Origin of the sequence: Streptococcus hyointestinalis (assembly GCF_011039275.1) — a bacterium.
GTDB lineage: Bacteria > Bacillota > Bacilli > Lactobacillales > Streptococcaceae > Streptococcus > Streptococcus hyointestinalis_A.
This window is the reverse complement of record NZ_JAAKGB010000001.1, coordinates 1828507-1841255: the sequence shown is the minus strand read 5'-3', so window position 1 is coordinate 1841255 and position 12749 is coordinate 1828507. Positions and strand designations below refer to the sequence as shown.

At 42.5% G+C, this 12749-nt stretch carries 11 protein-coding genes; 6 read left to right on the top strand and 5 right to left on the bottom strand.

The window, feature by feature from the left end:
- Positions 1-92 precede the first annotated feature (92 nt).
- Both gla and tnpA read left to right on the top strand, forming a co-directional pair.
- Positions 93-944, top strand: coding sequence for an aquaglyceroporin Gla (gla, locus tag G5B60_RS09140; RefSeq protein ID WP_115270956.1), 852 nt, complete (start codon positions 93-95; stop codon positions 942-944).
- A gap of 181 nt (positions 945-1125) precedes the next feature.
- Positions 1126-1590 carry an IS200/IS605 family transposase gene (gene tnpA, locus G5B60_RS09135; protein WP_164682192.1) on the top strand — a complete coding sequence of 155 codons (465 nt, stop codon included), beginning with the start codon at positions 1126-1128 and terminating at the stop codon, positions 1588-1590.
- Positions 1591-1743: 153 nt separating this feature from the next.
- Here the strand turns inward: tnpA and G5B60_RS09130 are convergent, their stop codons facing one another.
- A complete protein-coding gene (locus G5B60_RS09130; protein WP_164683716.1) occupies positions 1744-2646 on the bottom strand; it encodes a TSUP family transporter in 903 nt (300 codons plus the stop codon).
- A gap of 290 nt (positions 2647-2936) precedes the next feature.
- On the opposite strand from G5B60_RS09130, the gene G5B60_RS09125 reads away from it, so the two are divergent.
- The 3 genes from G5B60_RS09125 to G5B60_RS09115 are packed head-to-tail and all read left to right on the top strand — an operon-like array spanning position 2937 to position 5649.
- The gene (locus G5B60_RS09125; RefSeq protein ID WP_164683715.1) at positions 2937-3689 is read left to right on the top strand and encodes a CppA N-terminal domain-containing protein; all 753 of its coding nucleotides are present in this window, start codon (positions 2937-2939) and stop codon (positions 3687-3689) included.
- Entirely contained in the window at positions 3686-4603 is a 918-nt protein-coding gene (locus G5B60_RS09120; RefSeq protein WP_164683714.1) for a serine hydrolase domain-containing protein, read from the top strand. The genes G5B60_RS09125 and G5B60_RS09120 overlap by 4 nt, the downstream gene beginning before the upstream one ends.
- A gap of 14 nt (positions 4604-4617) precedes the next feature.
- Positions 4618-5649 carry a TIGR00341 family protein gene (locus tag G5B60_RS09115; protein ID WP_164683713.1) on the top strand — a complete coding sequence of 344 codons (1032 nt, stop codon included), beginning with the start codon at positions 4618-4620 and terminating at the stop codon, positions 5647-5649.
- Between the two features lie 12 nt (positions 5650-5661).
- On the opposite strand, the gene G5B60_RS09110 is transcribed toward G5B60_RS09115, so the two are convergent.
- Positions 5662-6099, bottom strand: a complete 438-nt coding sequence (locus G5B60_RS09110; protein WP_164683712.1) for a GNAT family N-acetyltransferase — start codon at positions 6097-6099, stop codon at positions 5662-5664.
- Positions 6100-6150: 51 nt separating this feature from the next.
- Positions 6151-8472: a formate C-acetyltransferase gene (gene pflB / locus G5B60_RS09105; protein WP_164683711.1), complete on the bottom strand. Its 2322-nt coding sequence runs from the start codon at positions 8470-8472 to the stop codon at positions 6151-6153.
- A gap of 216 nt (positions 8473-8688) precedes the next feature.
- Between pflB and dinB the strand changes: the two genes are divergently transcribed.
- Positions 8689-9804, top strand: a complete 1116-nt coding sequence (dinB, locus tag G5B60_RS09100) for a DNA polymerase IV (protein ID WP_164683710.1) — start codon at positions 8689-8691, stop codon at positions 9802-9804.
- 8 nt (positions 9805-9812) lie between these two features.
- Here the strand turns inward: dinB and G5B60_RS09095 are convergent, their stop codons facing one another.
- Positions 9813-10283 carry a hypothetical protein gene (locus G5B60_RS09095; protein ID WP_164683709.1) on the bottom strand — a complete coding sequence of 157 codons (471 nt, stop codon included), beginning with the start codon at positions 10281-10283 and terminating at the stop codon, positions 9813-9815.
- 69 nt (positions 10284-10352) lie between these two features.
- Complete coding sequence (recD2, locus tag G5B60_RS09090) at positions 10353-12698, bottom strand: SF1B family DNA helicase RecD2 (RefSeq protein ID WP_164683708.1); 2346 nt, start codon at positions 12696-12698, stop codon at positions 10353-10355.
- Between the last annotated feature and the right edge of the window lie 51 nt (positions 12699-12749).

The window sequence follows — 12749 nt, the reverse complement described above, 5'->3', positions numbered from 1 at the left end:
TATTTTTATTTTTAGAACAGCTTTACATTATCTATTATACTTGATAAAATAGTACATGTCTAAATAATAAATGTTGGAGGATACAAAGACTCATGGATGTTACATGGACTGTGAAATATATCACAGAGTTTTTAGGGACGGCTTTCCTGATTATCTTAGGAAACGGAGCTGTTGCTAACGTTGAACTTAAAGGAACTAAAGGTCATGCCAGCGGTTGGTTGACTATTGCTATCGGTTACGGTATGGGGGTTATGATTCCTGCGCTTATGTTTGGGAATGTTTCAGGTAACCACATCAACCCTGCCTTTACACTAGGACTTGCAGTATCAGGCTACTTCCCTTGGGCACAAGTTCCTTACTATATCATCGCTCAATTCCTTGGTGCGATTTGTGGTCAGCTTGTTGTTGTGGCAACACACAAACCATACTACTTGCAAACTGAAAATCCAAATGCTATTTTGGGAACTTTCTCAACAATCGTTAGCTTGGATAACAACAAACCAGAAACACGCAAAGCCGCTCAAATTAACGGTTTCTTGAATGAATTCTTTGGTTCATTTGTCCTTTTCTTTGGTGCGATGGCATTGACAAAGAACTACTTTGGTGCTGAAATTGCAAGCTATGCAACAAGCAATGGTATTGACATCACAGAAGTTGCTGGTAAAATCCAAATCGGATCTTACACAAATGCTGGTCAATCTGTAGCCCACATGGCACTTGGTTTCCTTGTTCTAGCTCTTGTAGCATCACTAGGTGGACCTACTGGTCCTGGACTTAACCCAGCACGTGACTTGGGTCCACGTCTTGTTCACTTCTTCTTACCAAAATCAATTCTTGGCGAGCACAAAGGGGATTCAAAATGGTGGTATTCTTGGGTTCCAGTTGTCGCTCCAATTGTAGCAGCTATCTGTGCGGTAGCCCTTTATAAACTACTTTATGCATAATAAAAAGAGGTGGTTTACCTCTTTTTATTTTGAATTATGTGACTTTAGTCCGTCTCGCTCCGAAGGTGCGAGACAAATAAACCACCCGCTATGCGGGTGCGCATCGCAGGTTATACAAAAAAACTCCAAACGCGATACAATAAAGGTGTTCAAGCCTATTGTAAAGCGAAAGGAGAAAAGTATGGCTCAAAAAGCACATAGTTTATCACACACAAAATGGAATTGTAAATATCACATTGTGTTCACCCCTAAGTATAGACGAAAAATTATCTATAATCAATATAGAAGTAGCTTGGGTGAAATATTCCGCCGATTATGTAGTTACAAAGGTGTTGAGATTCTCGAAGGACATCTTATGCCAGATCATGTTCACATGTTGGTGAGTATCCCACCGAGGATAAGCGTTTCGAGTTTTATGGGCTACTTGAAAGGCAAAAGTGCTCTTATGATGTTTGACAAACACGCCAATCTCAAATATAAGTTTGGTAACCGCCATTTTTGGGCAGAGGGTTATTATGTGAGTACGGTGGGACTTAACGAAGCCACCATTAAAAAATATATTCAAGAACAGGAGAATCATGACATTGCACTAGATAAATTGAGTGTGAAAGAGTATGAAGATCCCTTTAGGGATAATGGTAAGTAGTACTAATGCCTCTTTGAGAGGCTAGTGACGAGTCAAGAGCAATAAGGCTTGAACAAAGTGAAAGCCAGCGTCTTTAGGCGCTGGCTAGTGTTATGGGCTTATAGCCCCTGTTCAAACCACCCGTTAGACGGGTGGTTATGATTGAGTTGTGTGTTAGTGCCTGCTGTGACTAGGCTCTAAGGTCTTTTTAAAGGAAGAGCGAATAAGCATACCTCCTGTAAAGAGGACGATAAAGACAACCAAGAGCTTCAGGCTATTGAGATTAAGATTGGTCAAGAACAAGACAGCCACAATAACACCTATGATACCGCCAACAACCAAGCCTAAAAAGCCATCCCAATTGACACGCCCGCTTTTAATAAATTGAGTGCTAGAGGCGGTCATAATCATAGCTGCGTCTAACATCATAACAGGCATAGCTACCGTTGGACTAAGTCCCATGAGAGAAAAGAAGATAAGCTCAGGAGCATAATTTCCAAGTCCCATAGTCATCAAGACACCGATGACAAAATTGAAAGCAATCCCTAAAACAAGCCAAATGCCATGCAGTCCATGAGAACTATTTGTAATGTCGCTTCCAGGATTTGTCACCATCCGAAACACCATGATGATAGCAGCGATGATAAGAAGACTTCCTAATATACGCTGGACAGTCGGTGCATGCCAGTTTTTTGTGATACGACTTCCAAAGAAAGCTCCGATAAATGCCGCAGACGCCATGGCAATTAGTGTCATAGGCTCTACCTTGACAACTAAGATAAAGCAAAGCGACTGAAGAAGAACAGGCAGAACATGCGCTACTGTCATAGTAGCTGGCAGCTTACGGTCATCCTCAACCAGCTTTGTCAGTTTAAACAAAGTCGTTGATGTCGCAAATGAACCAATCCCCACAGTATCCAGTGCATCTGTGACAAACCCAATCCAAAGTCCTGTAAAGAAACGTTTAAAAGGATTTATCCGATTTTTTTTGATATAGTAGATGAGGTATAAAGAAATACTAATCATGGCAAGAACCAAGATAAGCTGAATACCACGCAATAATAAAGTTTCCGTCATGACAATTACTATACAAGAAAATTCAACACCTGTCAACGGTATCGTTTTGTTCAAGAAAACGAAGCTATTTAGACACTGCGTCTAGGTATAAATATCATTTTCAATATATAAAAATAAAAATTATTTTCAAAAAATAATAAAAAGATGTGTTAATTTGTACTTGTTTGAATATTTTGCTTTTTACAAAAATAAGAATAAAATAACAGACAAACATTTTGTTGGACAGATTGCACAAACTTTCTTGTCAAATGCTTTAAATTTTTTTAGAATGTAAAAGGAGGGAATTCGAGATGATAAGTAAAGAATCCGTTTTATTTCAACAACCTATCCTTCGTGTGAATAATCGCCAAGAAAATATTGATTTCTATGAAAAAGTTTTGGGGATGAAACGTCTACGTGAGGAAAATGCCTTAACTATTTTTACCGCCTACCAAAATGATAAAGCACGCTTTACGATTGAGGAGTCGCCTGCAGACCGCACACGTGCTGTCAAGGGTACACACAAGCTCCAAGAGATTGTCTTGAAGGTGCCTAGTGATGATATTTTGGCGCTTTTGTCTAAGAAGATAGAGGTTGACAGTGTCTTAAAGGGAAAACACTATGCTTTTAGAGCGACCTCACCAGAAGGGGCTAGCTTTTTGGTGCATGCTGAGGACAATGTTGAGTGCCTAGCGCAGGTAGATTATCCTGAGTTGCCAGTCATTGAGGACTTTGAGGGGGTTAGCGACTTCTTAGTAGAAGCTATCGCCCTAGCAGTGCCAGATAAAGCTGTCGCTCGTGCCTTTTATGAGGACATTCTTGAGGGAATTTTGCCTTTATCGCTAGCTTTTGTCGAGGCAGATGGTCCAGACTTGCAAGTCAGTCCTGAGAAAACGTGGGATTTAGAGATTTTAGAGTTTCAAGTGTCAGCGTCCTATGACCTAAGAGCACTGTACCAACATTTGCTGTCTTATGATTTAGATGTTTATCTGGATCCCAAAGAAAAGTTACTCGTCGTATCTGATACCAGTCGCATTGAGATTTGGATAAGTAAGAGCCTATGATAGAGTATGTCAAAAAGCAGATAGCAGACGGGATTTATCGTGGCGCTAGTTTGGCTATCTTTGATAAAGGGACTTGGTCAGAGTTTTATCTTGGCACTTTGGATGGTGAAAAAACTGTTGTTCCTGATTTGGTTTACGATTTAGCGAGTGTGTCAAAGGTTGTCGGTGTGGGGACTGTCATGATTAAGCTCTTGTCTTCTGGTGAGATGGCACTTGACGATCGTCTTGTCACCTATTATCCAGATTTTCATGATAAGACCGTGACGCTTAGACAGTTGCTGACGCATACGTCTGGGATTGATCCCTTTATCAAAAATCGTCATCAGCTGAATGCCAAGGAACTCAAAGAAGCCATCGACCAGATTAGAGTGACAGAGGATAAGAGCTTTTTCTACACGGATATTAACTTTCTTTTGTTAGGCTTTATGTTAGAAGCTTACTTTAAAGAGAGCTTAGACACCCTTTTTGAGCAAGAGGTGTTTATTCCTTTTGGAATGACAGAGACGAGCTTTGGACCTGTTAAGCAGGCAGTTCCTACCCAAAAAGGGGTAAAGGCTGGGCTTGTTCATGACCCTAAGGCAAGAGTCTTGGGTGTTCATACAGGGTCGGCTGGGTTATTTTCAACCCTTTCTGACTTGGAAAAATATGCTGAGCATTATTTGACAGATGCTTTTGCTAAGAACTTAACGACAAACGTTGCTGTTGGTGAGAAAAAGCGGGCTATTGCTTGGGACTTGGATGGTGATTGGCTTCTTCACACAGGCTATACAGGGACTTTTGTGATGGTCAATCAAGCTAATAAGCAGGCTGTTATCTTTTTATCCAATCGGACTTATGACAAGGATGAGAGAGATCAGTGGATTAAAGACCGCAATCAGCTGATTGAAGTGATTAAAGAGAATTTGAAAAATTGAAAGGGGAGAAAAACATGAAGCGCTTACGCAGTTTGTTTAACGTCGAGCGTGCGAGTTACAGTGAGATTCGAGGACGTATTATCAGCGGTGCCAATATTGGTGGTGCCAACTTTATTATTCTGATTTTAGCCATTTTGATTGCCTCTATTGGGCTCAATATGAACTCGACAGCGACTGTTATCGGTGCTATGCTTATCTCGCCCTTGATGGGCTCTATCATGGCGATCGGCTATGGTTTTGCGACCAATGACACTGAAATCGTCAAGCGCAGCAGTCTCGGTTTTGCCCTGCAAGTGGTGTTTTCGCTTGTGGTGTCTACCCTGTACTTCTCGCTCTCTCCAATTTCAACGGCGTCTTCAGAGTTGATTGCTAGAACCTCTCCGACCATATGGGATGTGTTGATTGCCTTTTCAGGTGGTCTAGCAGGTATCATCGCCACAACTCGTAAAGGGGAGTACTCCAATGTCATCCCTGGTGTTGCCATTGCAACGGCGCTCATGCCACCTCTGTGTACAGTCGGCTACAGCATTTCAGTGGGGAGTTTGACCTATTTTATTGGCTCTAGCTATCTTTTTTTGATTAACGTCTTCTTTATTTGCCTTGCGACCATTGTTGGATTTTACATCATGCGTGTTCCTATGGCAGAAAAGATTGACCCCGTGACGCATAAAAAGAATGTCCGTAGGATTGTCCTCTATTCCATCCTAATGACCATACCAAGTATCTTCTTTGCTGTTGGGCTTATCCACCAAGAAGTTGAAAATAAAACACAGGTAGCTGCTGGTGCTAGCCAAGTGACCAATACGACATTTGATGTAGAAAGTATCACTAAGCAGCTACAAGTCATCGCACCAAAAGTTGAGAATGTCAAGATTGGCTACCTCACCGCTTGGGATAAGAGCTCTAGTCAGCAACGTCAAACTCTAGATGTCGTGGTGACAAGCTCTGGCGCTCTTGATGCCGACCAGAAAAGTCTGATTAAGCGCCTGCTCAAGGTACAACTCTCCTATGACAATATCTCCTTTATGGAGCAAAGTATAAACTAAAAAGAAACTCGACTAGAGTTTCTTTTTCATATGGATATGCTCAATACCAGCCTCTTTGAAAGATTCACCAACAGTGGTAAGGCCAAGGCTTTCGTAAAAGGATACAGCTGGCAGTTGAGCATGTAAAGACATGGCTTCAAAGCCCTGTTCTTTGCTAAAGTCGATGACGTATTGGAGGAGTTGTCGTCCAATGCCGTGCTGGCGATAGTCTGCTAGCGTTGCCATGCGCTGTAAAGTGACTTCTGTTTTGTCTTTATTGGGCAAAAGTCTACAGGTCGCTAGAGCCTGATTGGCGTCATCATAGTAGACAAAGTGCAGACAGTAGGCTTCATTACCGTCGATTTCAACGGTATGTGGTATTTTTTGCTCTTTTACAAAGACTGCCTGTCTGATACGCAAGGCATCAAGGTAAGTGTCTGACAAGGTATTTCGTGTGTATCGGATAATCATGCTGCCATTATAACAAAAGCTCTTGTTTGAAACAAGAGCTTTTAGAGTTTATTAAACTAAATCTTGAACAGCGTCATCCATTGAGAGAACTTCGTGGAAGACACGTTGTGTGAGTTCAGTTTTTTGTTCTTTAGTGAGGTACTTGGTGTTGACACAGTAACCTGAGATACGAACGATAACATCTTCACCATTCATAATCTTATCGTAGACATCTTTAAGGTCCATAACGTTCAAGTTGACGTGTTGTCCACCGTTTTCAAAGTAACCATCAAGGATAGTGACAAGGTTCGCCACTTGTTCATCAAAGGTCTTACCAAGTGCACGTGGAGATACTTGAGTGGTGAGTGAGATACCATCATTTGCGTGTGCAAAATCCAGTTTTGCAAGTGAGTTCAAGTTTTGCAACCAGCCACCTTTAGCCTTGTTAGATGGGTTAGCACCTGGTGAGAAGAATTCCAACTTAGAAAGGTTGACAGTACCATCCTCATTGAGGTAAACACCCTTGTGGACTGGAGAGTTACCTGTTTGTTTAGAGTAGGCAACGTTTGATGTGATGGTAAGTAGTGATACAGTCGCTTCAGCGTCTTTGTAGAGTTTGTGTTTTGCAAGACGTCCGTGGAAGGCTTCTAGCAACCATTCAGCGATTGAGTCTACACGGTCATCATCTTCACCGTAACGTGGGTAGTCACCGATTGTTTCATAGTCGTAGATGTAGCCATCTTCGTCACGGATAGGTTTAACAGTAGCGTACTTGATAGCAGATAGAGAGTCTACAGTATTTGCAAAACCACAGATACCAAATCCCATGTTAGCACGAACACGTGTAGGCAAGAATGCCATTTGAACAGCTTCGTAGTTGTACTTGTCTGTCATGTAGTGGATGATATTCATGGCATCGACATAAGTGTCTGTCAACCAATCAAGAGATTTTTCAAAGTTTGCTTTGACGGTTTCAAAGTCAAGCACTTCGTCACGAACAGGCTCTACGTCAAAGACTTTGTAGTCTTTATGCACATCATCATAACCACCGTTAAGACCTGTAAGAAGGGCTTTCAAAACGTTAACACGTGCACCGAAGTATTGGAGGTTGTGACGTTGTTCTTCATTTTCAGGGTCAAGTGGTGACACACAGCATGAGATACAGCTCATTTCACCATAGCCTTCTTTAGCCATAGTTGTGACACCTTCATATTGGATAGAAGAGTGTTTGTGACTCATTGCCATACAGTATCTACGGAAAGCATAAGGCAATTTATCTGACCAAAGAACGGTCAAGTTTGGTTCTGGAGCGTTTCCGATATTGTCCAGTGTGTTTAGGAAACGGTAGTCCATCTTAGTGACACGGTGGCGTCCATCAGCTCCCATACCAGCCATAGAAGTGGTGATGAAAGTAGGGTCTCCTGAGTAAAGTTCATCGTAAGCTTTGGTACGAGCGAATTTTACAGTACGAAGTTTAAGGACGAAGTCATCAACAAACTCTTGGATTTCGCTTTCAGTGAAAGTACCACGAGCAAGGTCACGTTCAGCAAAGATATCAAGAACGATTGGCACACGTCCAAGAGAAGTTGCAGCACCGTTGATGACACGACAGACAGCCATGAAAGCAATGTTAACCCATTGGATAGCTTCTTTGGTGTTCATAGCAGGCTTACGCACATCAACTCCGTAGAGGTCACCAAGTCTAACCACTTCACCGAGTGCTTGGTATTGAAGATTGATTTCTTCACGCAGACGGATAGTTTCTTCGTCGATGTCAGTAAGCGCATTCCAGTCGTTGACTTTTTCTTGCATGAGGTAGTCAGCACCGTAAAGAGCAAGGCGGGCATAAACCCCGATGATACGACCACGTGAGTAAGCATCAGGCAAACCAGTTACAGTGTGTGCGTGACGAGCACGACGAATGTTTGAAGTATAGGCACGAAAGATACCGTCATTCACAGTTGTTGCATATTTTGTGAAGATTTCATGCACAGCTGGGTCTGGTTCGTATCCGTGTTCTTTGAGGGCTGTCTCAGCCATACGAATACCACCTTTTGGCATGAAATTCAATTTGAACAATTCATCATTTTGAATACCATAGATGAGTTCGTTTTCTTTGTCAATGAAACCAGCTGGGATGTCAGCAATAGAAGTCGCACGAGTGTCCATAGGGAAGCGACCTGCTGCTTCGTAGCCTGCTTTTGTTTCTTCGATGATTTTTTTAATATGCAAAGAGCGCTCAGTCGGTCCTGCTAAGAAACTTTCATCACCATCATAAGGGGTGTAGTTTGCTTGCACGAAACGTGAAACGCTAGCCTTTTCCTTCCAATCATTTCCTTTGAAGCCTTCCCAAGCCTTTTCAAAGACGTCAGTGTTCGTTTTTACTGTTGCCATAATGTTATGTTCTCCTTATTCTAGTAACACTATCTGTTACATTTACAAATTTATTGTACCATATAGTAAGCGTTTTCTAAATCAAAAGAAGCGTTTTCTAAAAGTTTCTTTTATAATACAGTATACTAAATAAACCTTAACTGTATTATAAATATCCCAAAACAGTCAACTTGGCTTGAAAATTGTATAATAGGAGAAGAAAAACAGGAGGTGGGTATGCTTATTTTTCCTTTAGTCAATGACACATCACGAAAAATTATCCACATTGACATGGATGCTTTTTTTGCTGCCGTTGAGATGCGAGATGACCCCAGCCTAAAAGGCAAACCTGTCGTTATCGGATCTGACCCCAGATTGACAGGTGGTCGAGGTGTTGTCTCGACCTGTAACTACGAGGCGAGAAAATACGGTATCCACTCTGCCATGTCCTCAAAAGAAGCTTATGAGCGCTGCCCACAGGCTGTCTTTATCAGGGGCAATCACGCTAAATACCGTGCTATTGGTATGCAGGTGCGTGAGATTTTTAAGCGCTATACTGACCTTGTGGAGCCCATGTCTATTGATGAGGCTTATCTAGATGTCACGGAAAATAAAATCAATAGCAAGTCAGCCATTAAAATCGCTAAACTCATCCAACACGATATTTGGCAGGAGCTACATCTCACTTGCTCTGCTGGCGTGTCCTTTAATAAATTTTTAGCCAAACTGGCGTCTGACTATGAAAAGCCAAGAGGGCTTACGCTTATTTTACCAGAGGACGCTGAGGATTTTCTAGCGAAACTTCCTATCGAGAAATTCCACGGTGTGGGTAAAAAGACCGTTGAGAAATTGCATGCCATGTCTGTCTACACTGGAGCTGACTTGCAACAGGTGCCTGAGATGGAGCTGATTGACCGCTTTGGGCGCTTTGGTTATGACCTGTATCGTAAGGCACGAGGTATTAGTAATTCTCCTGTCAAGCCTAATCGTGAGCGCAAGTCCATTGGCAGCGAGCGCACTTATCGTAAGCTTTTGTTTGCTGATGAGGACATCAAGGCTGAGATTAGCAACAATGCTAGACGTGTCGCTGAGACCCTTGAGAAGAACCACAAACTCGGGCGCACCATTGTTTTGAAAGTACGCTATGCAGATTTTTCGACCTTGACCAAGCGTGTGACTCTGGATGACCTGACTAGTGACCTAGAGCTGATTGAGCAGACAGCTCAAGCGATTTATGATAGCTTGGAGGAAAATAAAGCTGGCATTCGTCTGCTTGGGGTGACAGTGACAGGGCTTGACGATGCTTATCAGCGTTTGCAACTGTTTGATTATGATGAAAAGCACTCAAGTTGAGTGCTTTTTTAGTCTTCTTTAGCAAGTAATGTTTGAGCTTTGCGATAGACGTAGACATACAAAGCTAAAAAGAGCAGTGGTACAATCAGTGATGTCGGCACAAAAGAGCCACCTAGAGAGATAGACATAATAATAGAGAGGACATTGTAGCCAACAGTATAGATGATACCAATCAGATAAGGCGACAAGTCAGGCTCACTGTCTACTATTTGACTACGATTGCGAAATGCCAAGTAAGCAATGGTGATGTTTGCCACCAATCCTATAATCGTAAGAACAAGTACACTGATATGCGTTGAGGCGAGAATCGCTTGATACTGGCTAGCAGAATACATCTTTTTAATCTCAGCCAGATTGTTCAAGAGAAAAAAGTAGCTTGCGATGAGATAAACCTTAAAGACTGCACCAAGGGTGTTTACCCATGCGATAAAGCTATTCCAAGATTTTAGCGACCGACGCACTTTTTCATATGAAATCATAATAAACCTCCTAAAAAATATGATGTTACGTTTATTATAATACGAATTGACAGAATGTCAACGTTTTCTTTAAGATTTGAAAAAGAAATCAATCTCTTCTTGGCTAAGCCCAATCATGGGGTCAATCGTGGTGATATTTTCCTCTGTCAAGCGGTATTGGTTTGTCTCCTTGTCGCTAGAGTTGTCGTTAGCTTTCTCGCTTGCAGGGAGGTCTTGCTCCAAAAAGCGCTCGATGAGATAGGTGTGTCTCTTGGTGCCTTGTGTGTGGATGGCATAGTCAAATGCACTGATCTCTCCGAGTAGGATGAGCTTACTCTTAGCACGTGTGATGGCAGTGTAGATGAGATTACGCTCTAGCATACGTCTGCTTTGCTGTGTGATAGGCAGGATAACCACAGGAAATTCACTCCCTTGTGATTTGTGGATGGACATGGCATAAGCGAGGGTTATTCTCATCCAGTCTTTTCTGGCATAGATAACCTCTTGCCCGTCAAAGTTAATAAAGAGTTCATCTTGCTTAGACTCTGTGTACTTGGCAGGGATGAGGTCTGTGATGTAACCAATATCGCCGTTAAAGACGTTGTGTTCAGCGTCATTGATGAGGTGGAGGACCTTGTCACCCTTACGAAAGGTCATATCGTTAAAGGTAAAGGAGAGGTCTTTTTCGGGATTGAGTAGTTCTTGAAGCAGTGTATTGAGGTTGTTGATACCAGCCTGTCCACGATACATGGGGGCGAGGACTTGAACGTCTTGAGCCTTAATACCATTTCGAAGTGCAGACGCAACAATCTTGACCACCATATCTGGGATGTAATTGGCTTGCGCTTCAAAGTAAGAGCGGTCAGGCTTTTTAGCCGTAAAGTCAGCTGGCAAAAGCCCTTGTCTTATCTGACTTGCCAGTGTGACGATAGTAGAGTCTTCAGACTGTCTAAAGATTTTTTCAAGGCAGACTTTTGGAAGCTCAGGGATTTTGAGCAAATCTGCAAGGACCTGCCCCGGTCCGACAGAAGGGAGCTGGTCGCTATCGCCAACGATAATGACCTGTGCGTGCGAGGGCAGAGCTAAAAAAAGCTTGTGGGCAAGCCAAGTATCCACCATTGAAAACTCATCAATGATAATCAAGTCACAATCCAACTCATCATCTAAAAGCTGAAACTCTTGGTCACGGTTTAAGCCTAGATGACGGTGAATGGTAGCACTCGGAAGTCCTGTCAGCTCATTCATCCTGCGGCTAGCTCTTCCAGTCGGCGCTGCCAAGACAATAGGCAAATCCTTTGTCTTTTTTAAGTCAATCGTATGGAGCTCAGCATAGGTCTGAATGATACCGTTAATAACAGTTGTCTTTCCCGTTCCTGGTCCACCTGTTAGGATAAAGACCTTGGAGCTGAGGGCGTCACGAATGGCTTGTCTTTGGATGGAGTCGTAGCTAATCCCCAGTTCTTTCTCGACTTTTTGGAGTTTCTTTTCAATACGCTCATCGCTAGCTCGATTTTTGAGTTCAAAGTTAAGGATACGGTGAAGCTGTTTTTGGATACCAGCTTCTGAAAAATAAAGACTGTTATCAAAAATCTTTGTTTCCACATGCTGGATTTTCTCGTCGTTGATGAGCTGTGTCAGCTCGTTTGCAACGAGTGCAGGGTCAATCTCAATTTGCCGTGATTGCTCGAGAAGTGTCAAGGTCTCCTCAAGCAAGCGCCGTGCCTCAACATAAGTATCTCCACTATTCATGCAGATATTCAAAAGGCAATGAAGGAGTGCAGCCCGAAAGCGCTTGGGGGAGTCATCTGCAATTCCTAGCTGCTCGGCTAGCTGGTCAGCGATTTTAAAGCCAATCCCTTGAATATCCTCGACCAATTGATAAGGATTGTCCGTGATAACATCGAGCGTTGTCTCCTTGTAATGGTCAAAAATCTGCATAGCATAGCGGTTAGAGATACCGTATTCTGCTAGTTTTGAGAGGATTTGCTCGCTACCGTAGTTGAGTCTGAGTTTAGCGATAAATTGCTCTTTTTTGACTTTTGACAGACCAGAGATAGTATCCAGCTTACTTGGGTCTTCTAAAATCGCATCAATAGGGTCATTGCCATAAAGGGTCACGATTTTCTCAGCTGTTTTTTTACCAATGCCCTTAAACTGGCTGCTGGAAAAATAGTTAATCAAACCTGAAGCAGTCGGCTTTTGGCGCTCGTACCGACTAGCGCTCAACTGCTCGCCGTACTTTGGGTGCTCGACCAGCTCGCCCCAAAAAGTATAGGTCTCTCCCTCTATGACCTCTGCCATGATACCTGTGACGATAATCTCAAAATCATCAAAAGAACTATCCGTATCTTCGATATTGAGGAGTAAAATTTTGAAAAAATTGCTGGCATTTTCAAAGATAATGCGCTCAATACTGCCTGTGAAAAAGTATTCCATGATATTGTCCTATTTATGAGTGTTAAAATAAGAGGTCGATCACATCTCCCT

Excerpts from the sequence above, each read along its gene's own strand:
- gla (WP_115270956.1), top strand. The coding sequence starts at position 93 with ATGGATGTTACATGGACTGTGAAATATATCACAGAGTTTTTAGGGACG.
- tnpA (WP_164682192.1), top strand. The coding sequence starts at position 1,126 with ATGGCTCAAAAAGCACATAGTTTATCACACACAAAATGGAATTGTAAA.
- G5B60_RS09130 (WP_164683716.1), bottom strand. The coding sequence starts at position 2,646 with ATGACGGAAACTTTATTATTGCGTGGTATTCAGCTTATCTTGGTTCTT.
- G5B60_RS09125 (WP_164683715.1), top strand. The coding sequence starts at position 2,937 with ATGATAAGTAAAGAATCCGTTTTATTTCAACAACCTATCCTTCGTGTG.
- G5B60_RS09120 (WP_164683714.1), top strand. The coding sequence starts at position 3,686 with ATGATAGAGTATGTCAAAAAGCAGATAGCAGACGGGATTTATCGTGGC.
- G5B60_RS09115 (WP_164683713.1), top strand. The coding sequence starts at position 4,618 with ATGAAGCGCTTACGCAGTTTGTTTAACGTCGAGCGTGCGAGTTACAGT.
- G5B60_RS09110 (WP_164683712.1), bottom strand. The coding sequence starts at position 6,099 with ATGATTATCCGATACACACGAAATACCTTGTCAGACACTTACCTTGAT.
- pflB (WP_164683711.1), bottom strand. The coding sequence starts at position 8,472 with ATGGCAACAGTAAAAACGAACACTGACGTCTTTGAAAAGGCTTGGGAA.
- dinB (WP_164683710.1), top strand. The coding sequence starts at position 8,689 with ATGCTTATTTTTCCTTTAGTCAATGACACATCACGAAAAATTATCCAC.
- G5B60_RS09095 (WP_164683709.1), bottom strand. The coding sequence starts at position 10,283 with ATGATTTCATATGAAAAAGTGCGTCGGTCGCTAAAATCTTGGAATAGC.
- recD2 (WP_164683708.1), bottom strand. The coding sequence starts at position 12,698 with ATGGAATACTTTTTCACAGGCAGTATTGAGCGCATTATCTTTGAAAAT.